Here is a 22980-nt window from a genome sequence, read left to right as displayed (position 1 = left end):
CAGGACATATAACCAAATGGAATTTTTATTGGATATCAGTAGGCTTATTCTCATAGGCCCACTCTTTACAATAAAATACATAACATCATGTCCGATTTAGCTTCTCCGGCGCACGTCGCGCTGGCAGGGAATACGCCGACTGGCGAAACCAAATGGATTCGCAGCGCGGCTGACGTATCGAATCTCGTGAACAACAGCAACGAGTCTCGCAGCAATGCGCGCATCGTGGTGGCCATCGCCCTCGGCGGTGTGTTCCTCGATGCCTACGACCTCGGCGCACTGGCCTTTGGTATCAAAGATGTCACGCGCGAATTTAACCTGACGCCGACCGGCACCGGGATGGTGGCCTCCGCGATTACCTTCGGCGCGATTGTGGGTGCGCTGATTGGCGGTTATCTCACCGATAAAATTGGCCGCTACCGCGTGTTTATGGCGGATATGTTCTTTTTTGTGATTGCCGCCCTCGCCTGCGCCTTTGCCCCTAACGAATATGTGTTAGGCGGTGCGCGCTTTGTGATGGGGCTCGGTGTTGGCATCGATTTGCCGGTTGCCATGGCGTTTCTTGCCGAGTTTTCTAAACTGCGCGGGCAAGGGAATAAAGCGGCCAGCGTGGCGATGTGGTGTCCCACCTGGTATGCGGCAATCAGTATTTCCTACCTGCTGGTGTTGCTGCTGTATGCGGTATTGCCGGAAAGTCACACCGACTGGTTATGGCGGCTGATTCTTGGTTTCGGCGCGGCACCTGCGCTGCTGATTATTGCCATTCGCAGCCGTTATATGAGTGAGTCTCCAGTGTGGGCGGCCAATCAGGGCAACCTGCACGGCGCCGCGCAGATCCTGCAGCGCTCCTACAACATCAATGCCCATGTCGCGGAAGATGCCGAACTGACGCAGGCCAAGCCGGTGCGCAAAGCCAGCTGGCGTAACTATGGCGCGCTGCTGCAGGGGGTTTATCGTCGTCGTACTATTCTGGCGACCGTCACCTCCATCGCCTCTTCGTTCGCCTACAACGCGGTGGCCTTTGGCCTGCCGGTGATCATCTCCAGCTTCTTTGCGCAATCGATGCTGACCACTATTTTGGTGTCGCTGGCGTTGAATCTGCTGTTCGCTTTCGTGGGTGGCTTGCTGGCCGTGCGTCTGGTGCCGCGTCTCGGCGCGTGGAAGATGTCGGTGGCGGGTTACAGCTGTCAGTGCATTGCCCTTCTGGGGTTAGCGCTGATTGGTCGCCCGGAAGGCGGTGAACAAGCGGCACTGGCGATTGCGATGCTGGCGCTGTTCCTGTTTGGTCAGGGGTTTGGCCCGGGCTCACACACCATGACCTTTGCCTCGCTGAGCTACCCTGCTTCACTGCGCGGCGTGGGGGTTGGTTTTAACCAGACGCTGATGCGCGGCAGTTCAACCGTGTCTCTGTTCCTGTTCCCACTACTGGTGGCGGCATTCGGCACCGGCGTATTCTGGGTGATTTTCCTCGCCCCGCTGATTGGCTTGCTGGCGCTGCTGGCGATCCGCTGGGAGCCCTCAGGCTACGATGTGGATGCGGAAGACTTCACTTAAGACAACAACGCCCCGTTAAGGGGCGTTTTTTATGCGGTCAGGCGGAAATCGCCGAACGTATGGGGAATGCGCGGGAAGGTGTGCAGGAACCAGGGCGTAAATTGTTCGGGTTGATCCAGCATCTCCTGCTGAATCTGCTCAATCGAGCGATAACACCAGGCATCCGCTTCTTCCGGATTCAGATCGGGTTCAACATCACTGGTGGCGAAGAATACATGGCCATACTCGTGCTCGGTCAGACCGTTGCTTAATGGCAGGTTGTAGCTCAGTTCGAACACCGGCGTCAGCGCCACTTCCATCCCCATCTCTTCACGCAAGCGACGTTCAGCGGCATCCCGGGTCGATTCCTGCGGATAAGGGTGGCCGCAGCAGGTGTTGCTCCACAAGCCGCCACAGTGATATTTACCGTTAGCACGACGTTGCAGCAGCAGTTCATGGCGCGAATTGAACACGTAAACCGTCACCGCACGATGCAGCAATCCTTTCTCATGTACTTCCAGCTTTTCCATCTTGCCGGTGGGACGATCGAGGTGGTCGACGAGAATAACTTCAATGGCGGGCATGACAACTCCTTCAGATAATTCTCAGCTATTGTACACAACCTCAAAGACTGAAACTGAGGAAATCGCGCACATTCCGTGCGCTTAAGTAGAGAAATTTAAGCTTAGCAGTCATCAGACAAAGCGGTAACGACTCAGGATGTAGAATTCAAATCGGCCAACCATGGGCGCTATAAAGTCGTCATCGTTATCAGCCAGGATAAGGAGGCGTGCACAGTCCCGGGCCGCCTTGAGTCTGACGTCGCCACGCTCTGAAACGCTCAATTCCGCCTATGCGCACAGATAAGGCTGCCCTCTCTTAAAGGGCAGCCTGATTTGACTGAGTGATTACCTGACAGGCATTCGCCCTTAAAGCCGCCCCTTCAGTTTTAGCTCGGATTCGATTGTCGTATCGCGGGCAGTTGTATGCCGGCTTGCGCCCCACACTTCATCATATTCATAGCCAGTGAGATCTTTAATCACCACACGCGTTTCAGCATCGCAACCTCTTGCCGTGCCACCCAGTTTGCGGCGCGCCACCTCTTTGATTAGCAACTTATGGCTACGCTGCGTCAGTTTGAATTTAAAGGTCAGCCAGAAGCTCGCCGCCAGCAGTGCCGTGGTGACAAACACCATCAACCCGACAATCGCATGGATGGCGCTCTCCGGTTGCGCGCCGTTGCCTTTCACAAAACCACTCTCCTGCAGCACGATGCCAATCATGAAAATGGCGATGGCCACCGAGCTTTTGCGCGTCAACACCATCACCCCGGCAAAAATCCCTTCACGCCGTTTACAGGTGACCATCTCATCAATATCGGGAATGAAGCTGTAAATGTTCCACGGGATGTAAAACAGCCCGGCCCGCACGATGCCCAAAAACAGAAAGACTGCACTGAACAGCAGCGTGGGCACCTGCCATTGCCACAGATACACGGCAAACAGGAACAGGAAGATAGCGACGATACTCAGGTAGGACATACGCAGCGCGTTGGAGGGCGTCATATTAAAGCGGCCAAGCAGCATCATGAAAATGAAAGTGCCGGGAATCGACATAAACATCATGTTACTTAGCAGCAGTGAAGCCAGTGAGGCATCCTGCTTCAGGCCGTAGATCACGAAATAGGTGAACACCGCCAGAAAGGCATCCATCGCGGTGAAGGAGCAGATATAAATCAGCAGATGCTGACGAAAGGCTTTGATTTTGAACGACGATGCCAAATCGACAAACAGATACTTTAGGTGGGCCTTCAGGCTCCCCTGGCGCGCCGAATGTTGCGCCACATCCTCTTCCGGCTGAATATCTTTGGCTTCCCAGGTGGTCAACCAGGTAATAAACACCGCCACGCAGTAAATCACCGAGAAGATGACGCCGGTCAGCGTATAGGTAATAGCGTTGTCTTTGCCGGTATAGGTCATGATGATGCCCGGCACTGAGACGGCAAGAAAACTGCCAAGCGCCGAGAACATCAGGCGCACGCCCGAAAGACGCGTGCGCTCGCTAAAGCGATTGGTCATCTCCGAGGACAAGGTTTCCCACGGCACCAGCACCATTGCCGACAGCAGCTCGATGGTGAGATACGTGCCGAGATAGTACCAGTAGCCCATATCCGTCACCCACAAAGCGCCATACAGCAGCATCAAGGGAGAGGAGATCAGCAGGAAGAAACGGCGGCGGCCAAATTTACGCCCCAGCCAGGTGTTGCCGAAGTTGTCAGTAATGTAGCCCATGATCGGGCTTAATATCGCATCGATGACGCGGGCGATGGCAAATATCGAGCCCGCTTCAAACACCGATAATCCGCAGTAGGTGGTATAGAAAAACAGCAACCAGGTGCCAATCACCGCAAAGGCACCGCCGCCAAAGAGATCCGTCAGGCCGTAGCCGATCGCGACGCCATAACCGACGCGACGTTCTGTAGGTTTAACCATCGATCCGATTCCTGTTCTGGTAGGGTATGTAATAGCGGCAAGGTGCTATGCCCTGCCGCCGTTGTTATCAACAGAATTGGAAATCAACTTATAGGGCCGGGATGCTATCCCGCATTGGCTAGCATCTGCGCTTTGACACAGAGTTCCGCCGCCTTAAAGGCATGGGCTTGCGTCATGGCGTGCTCTGTACGATGGAGGCAGTCGTTAATCAGCTGTCCAAAGAACGGGAAGCCCACTTCGCCGGAAACGGCATAGCGGAACTCTCCTTCTTTGTTCACCAGATACACCACATCCTGCTCGCCACGTGTGAGATCGGTGTATTTGCGGATCTCGATATAACCGTCGGTACCGAGCAGCGTCATGCGCCCATCACCCCAGGTGGATAAGCCATCCGGCGTAAACCAGTCGCAGCGGAAGTAGCCAGTGGCGCCGTTCTCGCCCGCCAGCATCGCATCGCCAAAGTCCTCAAATTGCGGGTGCTGTGGATGGCGGAAATTCCGCACCTGGCTCGCCACCACCGTGGCGTCGCTGTTGCCGGTGTAGTAGAGGAATTGCTCAATTTGATGGCTGCCGATGTCACACAGGATGCCGCCGAAATAGCGACGCTGATAGAACCAGTCGGGCCGTCCGGTGCCTTCACGATGTGGACCCGTGCCAAGGGTTTGTACCACCTGCCCGATAGCCCCTTTTTCCACCAATTGCCCGGCAAACACCGCGCTCTCCACGTGCAGACGTTCGCTGTAATACACCGCATATTTGCGCCCGGTTTTAGCGCACATCGCTTTGGCGTCTTCCAGCTGCTCCAGGCTGGTGAGCGGGGCTTTATCCGTGAAGTAATCCTTGCCCGCTGCCATCACTTTCAGCCCCAGCGCACAGCGTTCCGAGGGAATCGCCGCGCCTGCCACCAGTTGTACCTGCGTATCGGCCAGAATGGTCTCCAGCGAATCGGCGATCTGCACCTGCGGAAACTGCTGCACAAACTTATCGACTTTGGCGGCATCGGGATCGTATACCCACTTCAGCGTGGCCCCGGCTTCGGTCAGGCCATTGCACATACCGTAAATGTGGCCGTGATCCAGCCCGGCGGCGGCAATGACAAATTCCCCCGGTTGCACCACCGGTTGCGGTTTGCCTTTCGGCGCGTAGTTCATGCCATCCTGCTTATTCATGGTTGTTTCCTCACGCAAAGTTTTTACCCAGTGGGATGTCATCGACATCGGCGAAGTTGTCTACTGAAGCCTGTTTTTCGTAGAAGTGCGGTGCATGGGCGATCAGCCCGCCAGTGCGATAAAAGGCATCATTTTTGGCGATCGGTAACGAGACGGTGCTTTTGGTGATAGCCGATTTGTAGATGGCGGTAATCAGTTCCAGCGAGCGTTTGCCCTGCTCACCATCAATCAGCGGTGCACGCTGCTGTTCGATCGCTGAGAAGAAGTCATCGACCTGTCCGGCGTGCAGTGTCCAGGTGAGCGGTGCCGTGCTGGCATGAAAGCGTTCCAGCTCCTGCTCCAGCGCCAGATTGTTCTCTTTTTCCGGGAAGCCATTCTCTGCCGCCTGCATGGCGACCGCTTTCCACGGTGCCGAGAGACGCGCTTTTTCTCCCTGCAGCACGATTTTCTGATCTTCACCGTGATGCACAACGGAAGCGGTCAACTGCGCCAGCGTGCCGTTGGGATAGCGAAATATCGCGGCACTGAGATCTTCCACTTCGGCATTGTCATGTGCCACGTTGCCGATCATCGCCACCACTTCACTGGGCGCACCGAGCATCCACTGCATCGCATCGATGTGGTGGACCGCATGGTTAAGCGTGCAGCCGCCGCCCTCTTTTTCCCAGGTGCCGCGCCACCACAGGTCGTAGTACGAATGGCCACGCCACCAGAATGAATCGATTTGCGCGTGGCAAATTTTGCCCGCCAGGCCCGAATCCACCGCCGCTTTCAACTGCCAGAACGCGTCGGTGAAGCGGTTCTGCGCCACCACTGACAGAATTTTGCCGCTGGCTTTTTGCGCGGCGATCATCGCATCGCACTCTTCCAGCGACGCCGCCATCGGCTTTTCGCACAGCACATGCTTGCCCGCCTTCAGGGCCGCAATGGTGTTTTCCGCATGCACATAAGGCGGCGTACAGACGTCGACCACGTCGATATCTGCGCCCTCGGCCAGCATCTCGCGGTGATCCTGGTAAACCCGCACATCGTGCAGGCCGTAGCGCTGCAATTTCTCCCGCGCTTTTTCGGGATACACGTCCGCTACCGCGACAATTTTGCCGCGCTCAGGAAACTGCAGAAACGCCTGGATATGTGAATTGGCAATATTGCCCATGCCCACTATCGCAATTTTTAACATGGTGATTCTCCGCTCATGACCGCTGTTGAGGTGTCTGCGAGGAACATAAAAAAGCGCTGCGGGTCGGACAATCTGTTTTTGTGAGAATGCTCGCAGAGCGATGCGGGAGTTTGTGAAGCAAATGTAAAACCGTCTTAATATCAGTCCACTGCGTCTGCAAAAATTTGCAAAAATTGATTGGGATGGGGATCACACTATGGCTGGCAAGCTCAGAATGGACGAAATTTCAGCAATCACCGGCTACTCGGTGAGTACGGTTTCACGCGTGTTGAGCGGGAAATCCTACACCAGCGAAAAAGCGCGTGAGGCGATTGTCGACTGCGCGCGCAGGCTAGGTGTATTGCAGGAAATGGTGAGTGGTCGCCTGCTGATCAATGACATTGTGGTGTTTGCCCCAGGGCGCACTTTCACCCCACGCGGCGATCACTTTTACCATGAAGTGACACGCGGGATTGCTGAGGCCTGCGCGTCGCATGATGTACATATCAGCTATTGCCCACTGGAGGAACAGCGCGCCGATGTGAAGCTGTTTCTGGAAAAAGCCGCAGCAAAAAACATTAGCGCCATCATCATTATCGGCACCGACGATCAAGCGATCTTCAGCCTGGCGGCGTCACTTGGTAAACCCTGTGTGCTGATCAACTCACGCGATAAAGATATGCGGCTGGATGCGGTGTCACCCGATCATCGGGCGATTGGTTTCAGCGCTATGCAGCATCTGTTTGAGCAAGGCCACCGCCGGGTGTTGACCGTCACCTGTCTGCGACGTGAGACGCTGTTTTTGCGCCTGGAAGGGATCAAAGACGCCTACCGCCATTTTCATATGCCGTTTAATGCACAGCAGGATTTGATTGTCATCGAAGCCTACTCCTCGCAGGACACCGAGATCGCACTGAATCACTGGCTGGATACGCACCCACGCGATCAGTGGCCTGATGTGATTTTGCCCGGCGGCAAAGGCATTATTACTGGTGTGCAGAATGCACTGCTGTCACGCGGCTTGCGCATTCCCGAAGACATTTCGCTGATGACCACGGATCTAGCCAGCCGGCTGGAAGGATCGCCAGAGATGCCCATCACCGGCTTTGCGGTGCCGTGCCGTGAACTGGGTTATGAGGCAATCCAGCTGATCCAGAATCGCCTCAATCGTCCGCAGTCGTCGATTTACAATCTGTTGTTGCAGGGGAAACTGGTGGATCGCGGCACGGTGGCGAATGCCACCCGCCATGCGGCACGAGAAGAGATCCGCAACGCGTTTTCGTGAGATGCCCTAAAGCAGAAACGCACGTCATCAGCGCATCGTGCCTGTACATCCAAACCCAACATCAAAACCTCAACGCTGGTAATAGCCCTTTGAGTCACCAATCCTTTCAAGCCTGAAACACATAGCCTTCTCTAAAAGTCACACCAAAGCTAAAAAGCAGGCTGGTGCCGCTCAGGGGCAGGCAATCCGCAGCGCCGAACAGAGTGAGTCTGCCAGGAGAGACCGCAAGGATGCGGTCGAAAGGCTGGGCTGGAACAGGGATGTTCCATCCCAGCCGGTCCGTAAGGCGGACGAATGACGTGAGGGTACCGCGTCAGCGGCGCGAGGACCGCCGGCCCCTGAGCGGCACCAGATTGCGTTATCACCTGTCGTTCAGCAGCCTGCCCTGAACCAGCCTTACAACTTAAAGCTCTGCACCACCAGCTCCAGCTGCACGCTCTGCTCTTCCATGGCGCGTGCGGCAGCCGACACCTGCTCGACCAGTGCGGCATTCTGCTGGGTGCTGCCATCCAGCTGCGTGATTGCCAGATTAACCTGCTCGATGCCCATGCTTTGCTCGCGACTGGCAGACATGATTTCACTCATCAGGGTGGTCACGCTGCTCACGCCCTGCATCAGCTCATCCATGGTTTGACCGGCTTGTTCCACCAGCTGGCTGCCGGTATCGATATTGGCCACCGACTCCTCAATCAGCTTCTTGATCTCACGCGCCGAGTTAGCGGAGCGCTGCGCCAGATTACGCACTTCTGACGCCACCACAGCAAATCCACGCCCCTGCTCACCCGCACGCGCCGCTTCCACCGCCGCGTTAAGTGCGAGGATATTGGTCTGGAAGGCGATGCTGTCAATCACGCTGATGATATCCACCACTTTACGGGATGAGTGATTAATCGCACCCATGGTGGTGACCACCTGACGCACCACGTCCGTTCCGCGCGCCGCCACCTGCGAGGCACCGTCCGCCAGCTGATTGGCATGGGTAGCATTGTCGGCGTTCTGACGTACCGTGCCGGTCAGCTCTTCCATTGACGCGGCGGTTTCGACAATCGAACTCGCCTGCGATTCAGTACGCGCAGACAGATCGGCATTGCCGCTGGCAATTTCACGCGAGGCAGAGGTAATCGCCAGTGCGCTGTCGCCCACCTGACGCATCAGCCCCTGCAGATACTCAATAAACTGGTTAAAGCTCTGCGCCACCGCGTTAAATTCCGGGCTGTTGCTGGCAGGCAGACGCTGGGTTAAATCCGCGCCGCCGGTCGACAGGGCTTCGATATTGCGGTTCAGCAGGCTAAGACGTTTCATCATGGCGCGCACAAAGCCGAGCAGCACCAGCAGCAGGATCACCGCCAGCGGGATCTGCACCAGCCCCAGGCGAGTCAGCATGCTGTGGGTTTGCGCATCCAGCAAACTGGACGGCACATCGCTGGCGAGATACCACGGGCTACCGGCGATCGCCTGCAGGAACAGCGTGTGTTCGCCATCTTCGCCTTTAAAGGTGGTTTGCGTAGGCTGATGACCTGCCTGGCTCAGCAGACCTTTCAGCGCGCCCGCCATCGGCAGCTGCGTATCCGCGAGATTTTCCAGCTTCGGTGCACCTTCCAGCAGTGCGGCGTTGCCCACCACTTTGCCATCCGCTTCAACGATCAACACACGTCCGTGAATGGCGTCGCCCATCTGTTTCGCCAGTTGGTTGAAGAAACCGAGCGTTACGTCGATGGTTGATACCCCCCACACCGTGCCATCACGATAAATCGCCATCGCACAGTTGGTACGCGGCTGCGGGCTGGCCGCATCCTGATAGGCTTTAGCCCAGGCACATTGCCCTTTGGCCGCGGCCATACCGTCTTTGTACCACGGCTGCTCCCAGTATTTGTCCGCTGCGTCGGAGTTCCAGTAAGTGTTGACCTGTAACTGGTTGCTGGCGTTACGGGCGAAGAACGAACTGTCTTTTTCCTTCGCCGGATCGCGGCGATTAGGCAGCGGCCAGATACCGCCGCCAAATACGTTGCTGTCCTGATACTGGTTCACCAGCGCAGGCAGCAAGTTGTCGATGGCCGCGCTATCCATCACGCCTGCGGCTTCGGTAATGGCACGTTGCTGCGCCTGCACGCGGTTCATCTGTTCGACAATACGTCCCGCCAGGCCATCCACCTCATAGCGCACTAATCGGCTTTCGTTTTGACTCAACTGCGGTGCCACAAACTGATTGATCACCACCACGGTAACCAGCATCAGCACCACGAAAAATGCGACCAACGTCGCGGTAAAACGAGATTGTGTAGTTTTTAACATCAGTGTGCCCTTACCCTGGTTGGCGAGTTGCCTGATCGAGGTTAACGGCGTGTTACAGAGGAACTTGAGGTGAGCAAGATCACAAAAATGCAAATAGTTGATTTAGGTGATCATTAGGAGGGTGACTAACGTTGCGCTTACTCATCAGGGTGCGGGCAACCGCCCGCAGAGAGGGCTATTGCGGCGGATCCACCACTTCCTGACGTGGCCGAAATATATGGTCATTACCTTCTGCCTGCAAACGCTGCAGCAGCTGTTGTCCACCGCGATCGTCGGCCTGAGCAAACTGACGTTCCGCTTCGGTGATCGGTGTCGCCCACAGCAGATTCGGACGATCGCCATCGCGCTTGGGCAGTCGGAACTGGGCAACTTCCGGTGCTAAGCCATTGGCCAGCAGGAAACTCTCGAAGCCCACTGGCGCCACTTCCGATGCCAGCGTGTGCCCTTCGCCAATCCACGTCAGCCGCGCCCACGGCAGGTGCGCGAATTCCGCCAGCGCGCTGGCCATCTGCACCGCATTGGCTTCGGTCATCACTTCACCGTCTACTGCCATCGCCAGCTCAACACGGCGGTACTGCGGGGCCAGCTCATCAAACAGGTAATCCACCTGCGGCATGGGCCGAATCCCCATACCCAGCGTGAGAAAAACCCACACGCCATTGTGCCAGTGCTGAGAGATGGCCATTGGCGGCCAGCTCCCTTGGTCGATAGCGTAATACTTTACCGACTCACCAAACTGCGCCTGGTAGCACTGCATCAGCTCATGCTGCACAACATCCCATAAATGGCCGTCATGCCAGTCACGCCAGAAGTGGCGCTGCTGCTCGGCGCGTGCATAGTAATCATTGGTGGAAGCGGATCCGAGCGGTGCGGTCAGGCGATTCTCTTTGATGCAGCCAGCAGAGAAACTCACCTGCTTATCCTGATACAGACTCCAGCCGGGGATCACCGCCAGCAGTTGGCCGTAATACCACAGGGCTGCACCGTCATCACTCGGTTCCCACAGAATCTGTAGACCGGCAGGGTCGAGCATCGGCTCGGCTTCTAAGGTGCGGCAATACTCTGCGCTGAGCAGAGGCGCAATGCCCTGCTCCATCGCTTCACGATCTTCACGCGCCGGTGCAGGCAACAGATTGCGCAGCCAGCAGCCGCGCACCGCATACTGACTGCGAAACAGATCGTTGGGCCAGATGTAAAAGTAGGCCGTGCGCGCATCCTGTTCGACGATGGCGGTGAGTGTGTTTTGCTGATTTGGCACCTCAGCAATCAGAGGTTGGTGTGTCATAACGCCTCGACAAAGCCTTGAGGGATCCATTTTCCCTGAGAATAGAGCAGGATCGGCACTCGCACCATGTGACACAAGGGTAAAACTCTCAAAGTGCAGTCAGGAAGCGTGAGAATAACTGATGAATGCCAGCACAACGCCCTGACAAACTTCAAATTAATTCGCGATTCATTTGCCGCCTCGCATGCTATTGTCTGCACATTCCTCCTTGCGGAGCTGCTCAGCATGGTGCTGCAAAACCTCGATTTGAACCTGCGCGATGTCGTGATTTTCGCGATTTTAGTGTGGCTGTTTCTTCGCTATACATGGGTGATGTCAGCGCTCACGTTTATGCTCGGTGGTGCGATGCTATTGGTGTTGTTACCGATCGACATTTACTACAGCTTGCTGCCATTAGCGCTGCTGGGAGTGGGCTTAGGGATGCTGCTTCATCATTATCAGCAGCGCCAGCTCACCCTTAAACGTGAAGCCCGCACACCGCGCACCTACACCAAAAAGCAGGACGAGCTGCATTTGTAGCGTTAGCGTCCCATGCGTTGCATGGCGCGGGAATAAGCCCCGCGCTGAATCGACCAGCGCAGCAAACCGGCAATCACCGCGATCTCTTTATCCACGCGCCACTGTGTCAATGGGCTAATCGGCTGCTGAATTTGCTGTTGCGCCCAGTCCGGTAACAACCCCATCCCGGCTTTTAGCATCACCCGCATCGCCGGTTTCGCCTGCCAACTTGGGGCCGGTGCATTGATTAATAGCTGCATCACTTCCAGCGTGCGTTCATCGCAAATCAGTTCCGGGCGCATGGACTGCAGATAAGCGTCCACCGCCTGCACCGTTTTCGGCACCTTTTCCGCACCCAGTGCTTCGGCGATGAGCGCCGCTTCATCGTAATAGCGATCCTGCTCGGCCAGTGAGAGCTGCGGATTTTTATAGCGCAGATGCGCGGCGAGGAAGCGGCTGGTTTCCGCCACGTGCACCCAGGTCAGTAAATGCGGATCGCTGGCGGCGTAAGGTTGCCCGGCGTTATCAACACCGGTAACGCGCAGGTGGATGCCTTTAACGCGCTCGATCAGGATGTTGGCATCCTGTGTGTTACCAAAGGTGGTGACAGCGATGAACTGGCTGGTGCGCCGTAAACGGCCCAGCATGTCCTGACGAAAGTTAGAGTGATCCCACACCCCCGCCAGCGCGGCTGGATGCAGCATTTGCAGCATCAAGGCGCAGATGCCACCACACAACATCGAAGGGAAATCACCGTGCACACGCCAAATCACATGATCGGGGCCAAACAGACCCGGATCGCCCAACGGTTGCGAGATATCGAATTCGTTCAGTGCGAGGCCATTCAGGCGAAAGACTTGCTGCTGGATGCGGTTACGAAGATTCATGGTGTCTGGATGATGAGCTGATTGACGTAGCAGGCATAAATGCCAACCCTGTAAAAATCTGGCAAGCAAAGCATTACAGGATCAGCACTCAGGCCAATCCTGAAAACCTGGCAAGCATGGCGTTGTCAGATTGGTTTTTAGGTCAACCTGACAACACCCCGCCAGCATAGCATTACAGGGACAGCATTCCTGCTGACCCTGTGCCAAATCGCACTAACGCTTACAGATAATCAAACTGCCCGTCTTGGGTGCGTACCGAATCGAGGCCAATCATCACGTTGAATTTGCCCGGCTCGGCGACATGCTGCATTTTTTGATTCCAGAATTTCAGTGCATCCACATCAATCTTAAAGCTTACGGTCTGTGACTCGCCCGCTTTCAGCATGATGCGTTTGAAGCCACGCAGCTCCTGTACTGGGCGGCTGATGCTGGCCACCGGGTCGTTGAGATACATCTGCACCACTGTGGCACCATCACGTTTGCCGGTGTTGGTAACGGTGACGCTCGCTTCAACGGATCCATTGCGCGGCATGGTTTTGGCGGACATTTTCACCGGCGAAACGGTGAAAGTGGTGTAGCTCAGACCGTAACCAAACGGATACAGCGGGCCATTCACCGCATCGTAGTAATGCGAGGTGTACTTGTTCGGCTTCGCGAAGTTATACGGACGACCGGTTGGCAAGTGGTTGTAGTAGATCGGCAGCTGGCCTACAGAACGCGGGAAGGACATCGGCAGTTTGCCCGATGGGTTGTAATCGCCAAACAACACGTCCGCAATCGCATTCCCCCCTTCGGTGCCGCTGAACCAGGTTTCGAGCATCGCATCAGCCATATGATCTTCGTTGACAACTGTCAGCGGACGACCGTTCATCAACACAATCACCAGCGGCTTACCGGTCGCTTTCAGCGCCGCCAGCAGTTTTTGCTGGCTTGGCGGAATCACCAGGTCACTGCGGCTGGAGGCCTCATGCGCCATCCCCTGCGCTTCACCCACAGCGGCGACTACGACATCCGCTTTCTTCGCCTGGGCAACGGCTTCATCAATCAATTCCTGCGGCGAGCGTTTATCCACGCTAACTGCCTGTTCGTAGAGGTTGAGGAAGTCCTGAATACCTTTGTTATCAGTGATGTTGGCCCCTTTGGCATACAGCACGGTGCCTTTGCCCGCCATCGCATTGCGTACCCCCTGCAGCAGCGGAATCGACTGTTTCGCCACGCCCGCGGCTGACCAGCTGCCCATAATATCGCGCTGGCTATCGGCCAATGGCCCCACCAGCGCCACGGTGGCGTCTTTTTTCAGCGGTAAGGTTTCATGCCAGTTTTTCAGCAGCACGATGCTCTTACGCGCCACGTCACGCGCTTCGGCACGATGCAGACGGCTCTCGGCATTGGTGTCCTGCGGATCGCTACCTTTCGGCCCTAAATGGCTATAGGGATCGTTAAACAAGCCCATATCATATTTGACGTTCAGCACGTGACGCGCGGCATCGTCGATCTCCGCCATGGTAACGGCGCCACTCTTTACCAGCCCAGGCAAGTATTTGCTGTAGTACTCATCACTCATACTCATATCGATGCCGGACTTCAGCGCAATACGCACCGCATCCTGCGGATCGCTAGCCACGCCGTGCTTCAGCAGCTCTTTGATCGCGCCGTGATCGCTGATGGTAATGCCTTTGAATTTCCACTCACCGCGCAGCAGGTCTTTCAGCAACCAACCGTCCGCCGTAGCAGGCGTACCGTTGAGCGAGTTAAGCGCCACCATCACGCCGCCGCTGCCGGCATCCAGCGAGGCTTTGTACGGTGGCAGATAATCCTGGAACAGGCGCTGTGGGCTCATATCCACGGTGTTGTAATCACGTCCGCCCTCCACTGCGCCATAGGCAGCGAAGTGCTTCACGCTGGTCATGATCGAATAACGGTCAGCGGCGCTTTTGCCCTGCATGGATTTCACCATCGCGCTGCCCATTTGCGAGGACAGGAAAGTGTCTTCTCCGAAGCCTTCAGACACGCGTCCCCAGCGCGGCTCGCGCGTAACATCCACCATCGGCGCCCAAGTCATATTGAGACCATCGTCGGCGGCTTCATAAGCGGAGATGCGGCCGACTTCACCGATCGCATCCAGATCCCAGCTGGCCGCGAGGCCGAGCGGTATCGGGAAAATAGTACGCTGACCGTGCACTACGTCGTAAGCGAAGAACAATGGAATTTTCAGGCGGCTGAGTTGCATCACCTGATCCTGCATCGCGCGAATATCCGGACGCGTGACGGTATTGAAGATTGCGCCAACCTGACCGTGCTGGATCATGTCGCGCACCGCCTCTTTTGGCGTGTCTGGCCCCACGCTGATCAAGCGCATCTGCCCGATTTTTTCATCAAGGGTCATTTTGCCGAGCAGCTGGTTAACAAAGGCGTCACGCGCCTGTTCAGTCATCGGATGGGGGCCAAACAGGTCATCTGCGAAGGCAGGCTGCATGGCAAGGGAAACAGCGAGGCTAACAGAGCAAATCCATTTCATCAGGTCGGGTTCTCTTAAGTGACTGCGCAATATCGAAATAACCGGGCCAGTGTGCCACAAGTTCAGGATAGCAGGTAGCCACCGATGTCACACCGCGACCATGCCGTTGACGCGTGCTAAAGTAGATGCGCAACGTTAACGACAAGGACAGGTTCATGAATAACAACACCTCACACCCTACACTGCTGGCTGAACTGCGCCGCCTCGTCGGCCCTTCACACCTGTTAACTGAGGCGGAACAGACCGCACGCTATCGTAAGGGTTTCCGCTCCGGTGAAGGCGATGCGCTGGCGGTGGTGTTCCCGGGTTCACTGCTGGAGCTGTGGCGTGTGCTGCAGGCGCTGGTTCAGGCCGATGCGGTGATTCTGATGCAGGCTGCCAACACCGGCCTGACCGAAGGCTCCACGCCTAATGGCAATGATTACGATCGTCCAGTGGTGATCATCAGCACCTTGCGCCTCGATAAATTGCAGCTGATCGAGGGCGGTAAGCAGATCCTCGCCTTCCCTGGCAGCACGCTGTATCAGCTGGAAAAAGCCCTCAAGCCGCTCGGACGTGAACCGCATTCGGTGATTGGCTCCTCATGTATCGGCGCATCAGTAATGGGCGGGATTTGTAATAACTCCGGCGGTTCACTGATCAAACGCGGCCCGGCCTACAGCGAAATGGCGCTTTATGCGCAGATTGATGCCGACGGCAAACTGAAGCTGGTCAATCATCTCGGCATGGATCTCGGCCACTCGCCGGAAGAGATGCTCGGTCGACTGGATGACGATCGCTGGCAGCAGAGCGATGTGCGCTGGGATGAACGTCATGCTTCAGATCATGAATATGCAGAACGCGTGCGCGATATCCATGCGGATACACCCGCTCGCTTCAACGCCGATGAGCGCCGCCTGTTCGAGGCTTCGGGTTGCGCGGGCAAACTGGCGGTATTCGCCGTGCGTCTTGATACCTTCCCCAGCGAACCGAAGCAGCAGGTGTTTTATATTGGCACTAACGATCCGGCGGTATTGGGCGATCTGCGCCGCCATATCCTGGCGGAGTTTAAAAACTTACCGGTAGCGGGCGAATACATGCACCGCGACATTTTCGATATCGCCGAAGTGTACGGCAAAGACACTTTTGTGATGATCGATAAGCTCGGCACCGACAAAATGCCACTGTTCTTCACGCTGAAAGGTCGGGTGGATGCCTGGCTGGGTAAGCTCAGTTTTGTTAAACCGCACTTCACCGATCGCGTATTGCAGCGCATCAGCGGTTGGTTGCCTGCCCATCTGCCGAAACGTATGAAGCAGTATCGCGATAAGTTTGAGCATCACCTGATGCTGAAAATGTCCGGTGAAGGTGTAGCGGAAGCGCAGGAGTATTTGCACGAATACTTTCGCGAAGGCGGTGGCGAGTTCTTTGCCTGTGACGGCAAGGAAGGCGCACATGCTTTCCTGCATCGCTTCGCCGCTGCCGGTGCCGCAGTGCGCTACCACGCGGTGCATGCGGATGAAGTGGAAGATATTCTGGCGCTGGATATCGCGCTGCGTCGTAACGATCAGGATTGGTTTGAGCGCTTACCGGCGGAGTTTGATAACGATCTGAGTCATCGCCTTTATTACGGCCACTTCTTCTGTCATGTCTTCCACCAGGATTACATCGTGAAGAAAGGCGTGGATGCGCATGCGTTGAAGGAGAAGATGCTGGCGATCCTTAGCGAGCGTGGTGCCGAGTATCCCGCCGAGCACAACGTCGGGCATCTGTATCAGGCGAAACCGCAGTTGCAGGCGTTTTATCGTCAGCTCGATCCGACCAATACCTTTAATCCGGGGATTGGCAAAACCAGCAAACAGAGAGGTTGGGCGGTTAAGGCTTGATAAATTAATGGGCGGCCCGAGAGCCGCCCAATGGATTATGGCAGTTGCTCGCCCTCTTCCTGCGTGGCCGCTGGCACGGCTCGACGTTCGATAATCATCGTCTGCGGTGTGGACAGCACAATGCCCTCTTTGCGCAGGCGCGTCAGAATATCGAACAGCAGGTCACTCTTAGCGCTGGAGATCTGACGCTGGCCCGCCACGTTGCCGGTGACGCTCAACACGATGCCCGCAGAGGTCAAATCCTTGAATGAGACGGATGGCTCAGGCGTTTCCAGAATGCGCTCGTTCTCCTGGTAAACCTCCAGCAGAATCTCACGCACGCGCACCGGATCAATATCCAGCGGGAAGGTCAACATAATGGTCACAACACCCTGTGCATTGCCCATGGTGGCGTTACGCACGTTCTGTGAGATGAACTGTGAGTTCGGCACAATCACCGTGGATTTATCACTCAGCTGAATCTCGGTGGCACGCACATTGATACGGCGAATATCCCCTTCAATGCCGCTGATACTCACCAGATCGCCCACTTTTACCGGGCGCTCGGTTAACAGAATCAAACCGGAGATAAAGTTCTTCACGATCTCTTGTAAGCCGAAACCGATACCGACCGACAAGGCACTGACGATCCACGCCAGTTTGTTCCACTGCAGGCCCATAATCGACAGCGTCAGCAGAATGATCAGCACATAGCCGATATTGCTGAACAGCGTCACCAGCGACACGCGCATGCCCACGTCCATGGTGGTCTTCGGCAGGAAATCTTTATCCAGCCAGCGACGCACCGAACGCAGTACGTAAATCCCCACCACCAGACACAGGATGGCATTGACCATGTGCGCGGGCACGATGTTCAACGACTCCAGCCCTTTGCCGCCCCAGAACTCAATCACTTTCTGAATCAGCTCAATCGGTGTCGACGAGGCAAAGGTGCCGTTGAGTAGCGCCAGCGCCACAATACCGATCAATGCGGTTTTACCAATAGCACCGAGCAGTGTAGCCGCCTGCTGCAGATGACGCTCATCAATGTTTAACGAGGTCTGCAGACGTTTGCCGGTGGCGTTGTTAGTAGAAAACAGGCTTTCACAGCCGTCATTGATCAAATGGCTGAGGAAGTAGAACGAGCCAAACAGAATGCCGCACCAAATCACCTCATAACCGAGGAAGCGGGCCAGCGTGACATAACCGATGATCAACGAAATCAGAATCGCCAGCGCGGTCAGGGTCAACGCCAGCTGAACCAGCCCAACGACAGTGGGACGCGCTTCCGGTGGATTCCCCTCTTGCGCCAGGCGACGGCGAACGCGGTTGGTACGCATGCTAATCGCCAGGCCGGTGGTACCGATCAACAGCGCCGTCAGGCCGTTGGCGAAGATGGTGGTGTTCAGGCTGGTGCCGACGCTGTAGTTAAAGGACTCTGCGGTCTGGAAAATAAACACCAGCGCAGCGGTAATCGGCGGGAACGGCTTCAGCGCCTGCGCGACTTCATTGGAGATGCTTGGCAATCGCCAGCTCGGACGGCGCGTCGACAGGAAAGCACGGCCCAAGCCGGCGATCAAACCGCAATAGACGCTGAGTTGTACCAGACGCTCAACAAAATCCTGCACGTCAGTCGAGACTTCATCACGGCGGGTAAACGCCAGCGCGATAAAGTTAAAGGTCAGCACCACCGCGGCCAAGGTGGTCAGCGCAATCGCTGCCGCCAGGAAACTACGGCGCAAACGCCCTTCCGGCATTTTGTGGATGCTCACCCAGGCGAGAAACTCTTCGCTGTAACGACGCCCCAGCGTCATCACCAGCATGGCCGCAATCAACCAGCCGATAGTGCCAAAGCGCCAGCCAGGCTCCCAGGAGAGTGCAGCGGTGTCCTGCAATTCAGCGATAAAGTCGCTGATTTTCTCGCCATCTAAATCCTGACGGCTGACCATGGGCGCCCAAAAGCGCGGCCCCAGGATGCTACCAGAGTTCAGCGCCAGCTGGCTCTTCAACTGATCACGGCGCAGGTTGACGATCTGGGAGGAAAGCACCAGCGCGCCATTTTTAATGCCATCGGCCTGCTTGATTTGATCGTCCAGTTTACTTTTCTGGCTCTCCAGCGAGGCGCGTTTGCGCGTCACTTCCGGCGTTTCTTTCACGCCACTGTCCGGTTTCGGTGCCGGACCCAGTACCGCTAGCTGCGCATCCAGTTGCTGACGCTGCGGGATCAGCGCCTGGCCTAAAGTTTCTGCGTTACCGGATAGCTCCAGCGCCATCTCATTGAGCTGGTTGAGCTGGCTCTCATTGGTATCGCCTGACACCTGGCCTTTAATCTTGTCGAGGATTTTCTGCATTTTCGGCAGCTCAACCGCAGGATTGACCTTGGGTGCGGCGTCCTCTTGCTGAGCCGCGGCGGCAGTGTTGTCATCCGCGTAGCTCAGTGCCGGGCTTAACAGCACCAGCAGCAGTATAAATGGGGTAAATAGCGAACGAAGCTTGTACATATGAGTGAGATTCCAGCGCAATGACAGCCGATAAATGCCAGTTAACTTTAGATGGCGGCCAGTGTAGAGCGTAGCCGAAGCGGAAACTATAGGAATGAAGCACGAAAACATTGGTGCTGACGATTAGGGATTTTTTTGGTCATTCGGGAGGACTTATCCCGCCAATCGGAAGCACTCACAGACGCACAATCCATTGTGCATCTGTGAAGGGAAACAGACGTCGTGATTACTCGTTGCTGGCCGTTTGCGACGATTTCTGCTTCTTGTAGGCCAGCGCCGCTGCCGGAACCGGCGCCGCTTTGCCGGTTTCCAGCCAGTCGCGCAGACGGTTGGCATCGGCAAAGTGGGTGTACTTGCCAAACGCATCCAGCACCACCAGCGCCACCGGACGGTTATTGATCACCGTGCGCATCACCAGGCAGTGGCCGGCTTCATCGGTATAACCAGTTTTAGTCAATGCGATACGCCAGTCGTTTTTGTACACCAGGTGATTGGTATTACGGAACGGCAGCGCATAGTTCGGATGCTTAAACACCGCCGTATCTTCTTTGGTGGTGCTCAATTCACCAATCAACGGATATTGACGCGTGGCTTTTGCCAGCTTGATCAAGTCTTCCGCATTGGAGACGTTGTGAATCGACAAACCTGTCGGTTCAACATAGTGGGTATGCGTCATGCCCAGCGCACGCGCTTTGGCATTCATCGCGCGGATAAAGGCGTCATAGCCACCTGGATAGTGATGCGCCAGGCTGGCGGCAGCACGGTTTTCCGATGACATCAGCGCCAGCAGCAGCATATTGCGGCGGCTGATTTCACTGTTCAATTTGACGCGCGAGAACACACCGCGCATCTCTGGCGTGTGGCTGATATCCACCGACAGCATCTCGTCCATCGGCAGTTTCGCATCCAGCACCACCATTGCAGTCATCAGCTTGGTGAGTGACGCGATAGGCCGCACACGATCCGGATGGCTGGAGAACAGCACTTTATTGGTTTCAAGATCGACAATCATGGCACTGCCGGAGGCGATTTGCGGTTGGGCAATCGGCGCCAGATTAGACAGCGCAGCAGGCGCGGCCAGTGCCGGAGTGACAGCTGCCGGTGCGGCGACAAACAGCGCCAGCGACAGCAAGGAAATACGCATTTTTACAGACATCGTGTCAAAAAAATCCGGTAAGGAGTTTTGCGCCGTGTTTAAGACACAGGCCGCGCGCATCAAACCAGACGGGATGCGGGCTGGCAGCAGCATAATACGCGCTTATCTGCGAAATTTCTTAGGTAGATTGTTTCTGAGCGTTAAAAAAACGGGAGACCTAATGGCCTCCCGTTCACGGTGTCGTTGCAGGTTAGAACAATCGTGGTCCGTAACCCCACAACACCACGGTCAGTGCCAGCAGCACTTCAAACACCAGCACACCAATCGCCAGTGTCGATCCTGAGAAGCGCATGCTCTCTTCACGATCAATATTGAGGAACACCGGAATGCCGACGTAAAGCAGATAACCGGTATAGAGTAACGCCACTGCGCCGACCAACACGCACAGCCACACCAGCGGATAAAGTGCCACCAGCCCACTAATAAATAACGGGGTAGCGACATAGCCAGCAAACACGGTACAGCGCTGAACGCTGGGACGCTGCGGATAATCGCGCGCCATCCAATGAATGACGCGGCCCATCACCGCCACGCCGCCTAAGATAATCAGATAGAAAAGAATGCCGAGACCGATGCCGGTCAGCAGGTTGAGTTGTACGAACTGCCCTTCGCCCAGATTCCAGCCCAGTTGTGTGGTACCGATAAAGGCACAGATCACCGGGATCGCTGCCATCATCAAAACATGGTGGGTGTAGTGGTGCGAAACGCTCTCGTTTTCTTGCTTGATATCGCGCATTTCCTGGTTAGGATGCGCCAGAAGACCCCAGACATGATTCATAAAATCACTCCTCTGATGCGACGGGCTGCCACTTCAGCGATCAGGCTGTCTCACTCAGGCAGCTTCCCTTCAAGTATAATCGGCGCGGCTGTTTTTGCGGACAGCGGCACAAAAAAAGCCGCTGGCGTATAAACTGTTACCTGAATCACTCGCGACAGGGAGGAAAATTTGCATCTCGATATCAATGGATTAATTACGCAGTACGGCTATCTGGCGTTGCTGATTGGCTGTATCGCGGAAGGGGAAACTTTTACCCTGCTGGGCGGTGTGGCGGCGCATGAAGGCCTGCTGCACTTCACCGGCGTGGTGCTGGCCGCGATGGTGGGAGGAATTATCGGCGATCAGCTGCTGTTCTGGCTGGGCCGTCGCTACGGTACGCGAATTCTGCGCCGTTTCCGTAAACATGAAGATACCATTCGTAAAGCCAATCGCCTGATTCAGAAGCGCCCGAGTCTGTTTGTGATTGGCGTACGCTTTATGTACGGCTTCCGCATTATTGGCCCGATCATCATCGGTACCAGCCGGTTAAAACCGCTGCGCTTCTTTGTGCTCAACGTGATAGGCGCCGCGCTCTGGTCGCTGATCTTTGTCACCCTGGGTTACTTCGCCGGGGAGATCATTACTCCGTGGCTGCATAAACTCGACCAGCATCTTAAACATTTGCTGTGGCTGGTGGCGGCGATTGTGTTCGGCATCGCGCTGCGTTACGTGATTCGCCGCTGGAACCGCCGCCGGGCGGATTAGTGGTGATAACCTTTAAACTGTGGGTTGGCCAACATAAAGCCACCGTCAACAATAAACGATTGTCCGGTGGTATAGGTCGCCCATTCCGAACACAACCACGCGACTAAACTTGCCACTTCACGCGTATCGCCGGGCCGTCCAATCGGAATTTCCGGCATACGTGTGCTGCGCGCCTGATCGTCAGTCAGATGGTTCATCGCAGTGGCAATCGCGCCCGGTGCAACCGCATTCACCAGAATGTGATGGGGCAACAAACTCAACGCCATCGATTTGGTCAGACCGCCGAGCGCATGTTTCGCCGCGGTGTAAGCGGTGGCATCCGGCAATGGAGTGTGTTCATGCACTGAAGTGATGTTAATGATGCGCCCGCCATCGCCCTGATCGACCATATGGCGGGCGGCGATCTGTCCGCAGATAAATGAACCATCCACATCGACGCTGAACGTTTTGCGCCAATCTTCAAAGGTGACGTCGAGAAAATCGGCTTTCATCATCACGCCCGCATTGTTGACCAATACGTCAATGCGACCCAGTGAATTGATGAGCTGCGCCAGTTGCTTGCCCCCTTCTTGCGGATCGGAGAGATCCAGCTGTCGCACCTGTGCGGTTTGCCCTTTGCTTTCGACCAGTCGCGCTGTTTCCTGCGCCCCCGCCTCATCTGAGCGCCAGGTGATCCCTAACGTGTAGCCCGCTTCGGCCAGCATGACGGCACAGCTGCGGCCAATGCCGGAATCGGATGCGGTAACCACGGCCACTTTCTGTTTGCCCAGTGCCATAACATTCTCCTGCGTGATGGGTGTCCTCACAGTATAGAAGTTATCGATCTGTGCCTCGGATCA

At 56.0% G+C, this 22980-nt stretch carries 17 protein-coding genes; 5 read left to right on the top strand and 12 right to left on the bottom strand.

Features of this window, described 5'->3' with window-relative positions:
- Positions 1–87 precede the first annotated feature (87 nt).
- Positions 88–1554 carry an MFS transporter gene (locus tag F3J37_RS09370; RefSeq protein ID WP_166933117.1) on the top strand — a complete coding sequence of 489 codons (1467 nt, stop codon included), beginning with the start codon at positions 88–90 and terminating at the stop codon, positions 1552–1554.
- Between the two features lie 29 nt (positions 1555–1583).
- On the opposite strand, the gene idi is transcribed toward F3J37_RS09370, so the two are convergent.
- The 4 genes from idi to F3J37_RS09350 all read right to left on the bottom strand — a co-directional run bounded on the left by idi (position 1584) and on the right by F3J37_RS09350 (position 6374).
- A complete protein-coding gene (idi, locus tag F3J37_RS09365; RefSeq protein WP_166933115.1) occupies positions 1584–2117 on the bottom strand; it encodes an isopentenyl-diphosphate Delta-isomerase in 534 nt (177 codons plus the stop codon).
- Between the two features lie 345 nt (positions 2118–2462).
- A complete protein-coding gene (locus F3J37_RS09360; RefSeq protein WP_166933113.1) occupies positions 2463–4025 on the bottom strand; it encodes an MFS transporter in 1563 nt (520 codons plus the stop codon).
- 104 nt (positions 4026–4129) lie between these two features.
- On the bottom strand, positions 4130–5194 hold the full coding sequence (locus F3J37_RS09355; protein WP_166933111.1) for a Gfo/Idh/MocA family protein: 1065 nt from the start codon (positions 5192–5194) through the stop codon (positions 4130–4132).
- Positions 5195–5204: 10 nt separating this feature from the next.
- A complete protein-coding gene (locus F3J37_RS09350; protein ID WP_166933109.1) occupies positions 5205–6374 on the bottom strand; it encodes a Gfo/Idh/MocA family protein in 1170 nt (389 codons plus the stop codon).
- A 196-nt stretch (positions 6375–6570) separates the two neighbouring features.
- On the opposite strand from F3J37_RS09350, the gene F3J37_RS09345 reads away from it, so the two are divergent.
- Complete coding sequence (locus F3J37_RS09345) at positions 6571–7638, top strand: LacI family DNA-binding transcriptional regulator (RefSeq protein ID WP_166933108.1); 1068 nt, start codon at positions 6571–6573, stop codon at positions 7636–7638.
- Between the two features lie 396 nt (positions 7639–8034).
- Here F3J37_RS09345 and F3J37_RS09340 read toward each other — a convergent pair whose 3' ends face one another.
- Positions 8035–9930 (bottom strand): methyl-accepting chemotaxis protein, encoded by a 1896-nt coding sequence (locus F3J37_RS09340; protein ID WP_097117347.1) that lies wholly within the window; start codon positions 9928–9930, stop codon positions 8035–8037.
- Positions 9931–10105: 175 nt separating this feature from the next.
- A complete protein-coding gene (locus F3J37_RS09335; RefSeq protein WP_166933106.1) occupies positions 10106–11215 on the bottom strand; it encodes a suppressor of fused domain protein in 1110 nt (369 codons plus the stop codon).
- Between the two features lie 225 nt (positions 11216–11440).
- Here F3J37_RS09335 and F3J37_RS09330 point away from each other — a divergent pair, with 225 nt between their 5' ends.
- Positions 11441–11734: a hypothetical protein gene (locus F3J37_RS09330; protein ID WP_166933104.1), complete on the top strand. Its 294-nt coding sequence runs from the start codon at positions 11441–11443 to the stop codon at positions 11732–11734.
- A 2-nt stretch (positions 11735–11736) separates the two neighbouring features.
- Here F3J37_RS09330 and F3J37_RS09325 read toward each other — a convergent pair whose 3' ends face one another.
- Both F3J37_RS09325 and bglX read right to left on the bottom strand, forming a co-directional pair.
- A complete protein-coding gene (locus tag F3J37_RS09325) occupies positions 11737–12600 on the bottom strand; it encodes an oxygenase MpaB family protein (RefSeq protein WP_166933103.1) in 864 nt (287 codons plus the stop codon).
- 220 nt (positions 12601–12820) lie between these two features.
- A complete protein-coding gene (gene bglX / locus F3J37_RS09320) occupies positions 12821–15118 on the bottom strand; it encodes a beta-glucosidase BglX (protein WP_160867825.1) in 2298 nt (765 codons plus the stop codon).
- Between the two features lie 155 nt (positions 15119–15273).
- On the opposite strand from bglX, the gene dld reads away from it, so the two are divergent.
- Complete coding sequence (gene dld / locus F3J37_RS09315; protein WP_166933102.1) at positions 15274–16983, top strand: D-lactate dehydrogenase; 1710 nt, start codon at positions 15274–15276, stop codon at positions 16981–16983.
- Between the two features lie 35 nt (positions 16984–17018).
- On the opposite strand, the gene F3J37_RS09310 is transcribed toward dld, so the two are convergent.
- From F3J37_RS09310 to F3J37_RS09300, 3 genes are all read right to left on the bottom strand, one after another.
- On the bottom strand, positions 17019–19463 hold the full coding sequence (locus tag F3J37_RS09310) for a DUF3772 domain-containing protein (RefSeq protein ID WP_166933100.1): 2445 nt from the start codon (positions 19461–19463) through the stop codon (positions 17019–17021).
- A gap of 226 nt (positions 19464–19689) precedes the next feature.
- Positions 19690–20619, bottom strand: coding sequence for a D-alanyl-D-alanine endopeptidase (pbpG, locus tag F3J37_RS09305; protein ID WP_034821245.1), 930 nt, complete (start codon positions 20617–20619; stop codon positions 19690–19692).
- 190 nt (positions 20620–20809) lie between these two features.
- The gene (locus tag F3J37_RS09300; RefSeq protein ID WP_038648059.1) at positions 20810–21397 is read right to left on the bottom strand and encodes a Yip1 family protein; all 588 of its coding nucleotides are present in this window, start codon (positions 21395–21397) and stop codon (positions 20810–20812) included.
- A gap of 168 nt (positions 21398–21565) precedes the next feature.
- On the opposite strand from F3J37_RS09300, the gene F3J37_RS09295 reads away from it, so the two are divergent.
- Entirely contained in the window at positions 21566–22141 is a 576-nt protein-coding gene (locus F3J37_RS09295) for a DedA family protein (protein ID WP_034821056.1), read from the top strand.
- Here the strand turns inward: F3J37_RS09295 and F3J37_RS09290 are convergent.
- Entirely contained in the window at positions 22138–22917 is a 780-nt protein-coding gene (locus tag F3J37_RS09290; protein ID WP_034821059.1) for an SDR family oxidoreductase, read from the bottom strand. The genes F3J37_RS09295 and F3J37_RS09290 overlap by 4 nt on opposite strands.
- Positions 22918–22980: the final 63 nt, after the last annotated feature.

Origin of the sequence: Candidatus Pantoea communis, from assembly GCF_011752685.1 — a bacterium.
In the GTDB taxonomy this organism is placed as follows: Bacteria; Pseudomonadota; Gammaproteobacteria; order Enterobacterales; family Enterobacteriaceae; genus Pantoea; species Pantoea communis.
The sequence above is the reverse complement of the archived record's forward strand: the minus strand, read 5'-3'. Positions and strand labels throughout refer to the sequence as shown.

Excerpts from the sequence above, each read along its gene's own strand:
- F3J37_RS09370 (WP_166933117.1), top strand. The coding sequence starts at position 88 with ATGTCCGATTTAGCTTCTCCGGCGCACGTCGCGCTGGCAGGGAATACG.
- idi (WP_166933115.1), bottom strand. The coding sequence starts at position 2,117 with ATGCCCGCCATTGAAGTTATTCTCGTCGACCACCTCGATCGTCCCACC.
- F3J37_RS09360 (WP_166933113.1), bottom strand. The coding sequence starts at position 4,025 with ATGGTTAAACCTACAGAACGTCGCGTCGGTTATGGCGTCGCGATCGGC.
- F3J37_RS09355 (WP_166933111.1), bottom strand. The coding sequence starts at position 5,194 with ATGAATAAGCAGGATGGCATGAACTACGCGCCGAAAGGCAAACCGCAA.
- F3J37_RS09350 (WP_166933109.1), bottom strand. The coding sequence starts at position 6,374 with ATGTTAAAAATTGCGATAGTGGGCATGGGCAATATTGCCAATTCACAT.
- F3J37_RS09345 (WP_166933108.1), top strand. The coding sequence starts at position 6,571 with ATGGCTGGCAAGCTCAGAATGGACGAAATTTCAGCAATCACCGGCTAC.
- F3J37_RS09340 (WP_097117347.1), bottom strand. The coding sequence starts at position 9,930 with ATGTTAAAAACTACACAATCTCGTTTTACCGCGACGTTGGTCGCATTT.
- F3J37_RS09335 (WP_166933106.1), bottom strand. The coding sequence starts at position 11,215 with ATGACACACCAACCTCTGATTGCTGAGGTGCCAAATCAGCAAAACACA.
- F3J37_RS09330 (WP_166933104.1), top strand. The coding sequence starts at position 11,441 with ATGGTGCTGCAAAACCTCGATTTGAACCTGCGCGATGTCGTGATTTTC.
- F3J37_RS09325 (WP_166933103.1), bottom strand. The coding sequence starts at position 12,600 with ATGAATCTTCGTAACCGCATCCAGCAGCAAGTCTTTCGCCTGAATGGC.
- bglX (WP_160867825.1), bottom strand. The coding sequence starts at position 15,118 with ATGAAATGGATTTGCTCTGTTAGCCTCGCTGTTTCCCTTGCCATGCAG.
- dld (WP_166933102.1), top strand. The coding sequence starts at position 15,274 with ATGAATAACAACACCTCACACCCTACACTGCTGGCTGAACTGCGCCGC.
- F3J37_RS09310 (WP_166933100.1), bottom strand. The coding sequence starts at position 19,463 with ATGTACAAGCTTCGTTCGCTATTTACCCCATTTATACTGCTGCTGGTG.
- pbpG (WP_034821245.1), bottom strand. The coding sequence starts at position 20,619 with ATGTCTGTAAAAATGCGTATTTCCTTGCTGTCGCTGGCGCTGTTTGTC.
- F3J37_RS09300 (WP_038648059.1), bottom strand. The coding sequence starts at position 21,397 with ATGAATCATGTCTGGGGTCTTCTGGCGCATCCTAACCAGGAAATGCGC.
- F3J37_RS09290 (WP_034821059.1), bottom strand. The coding sequence starts at position 22,917 with ATGGCACTGGGCAAACAGAAAGTGGCCGTGGTTACCGCATCCGATTCC.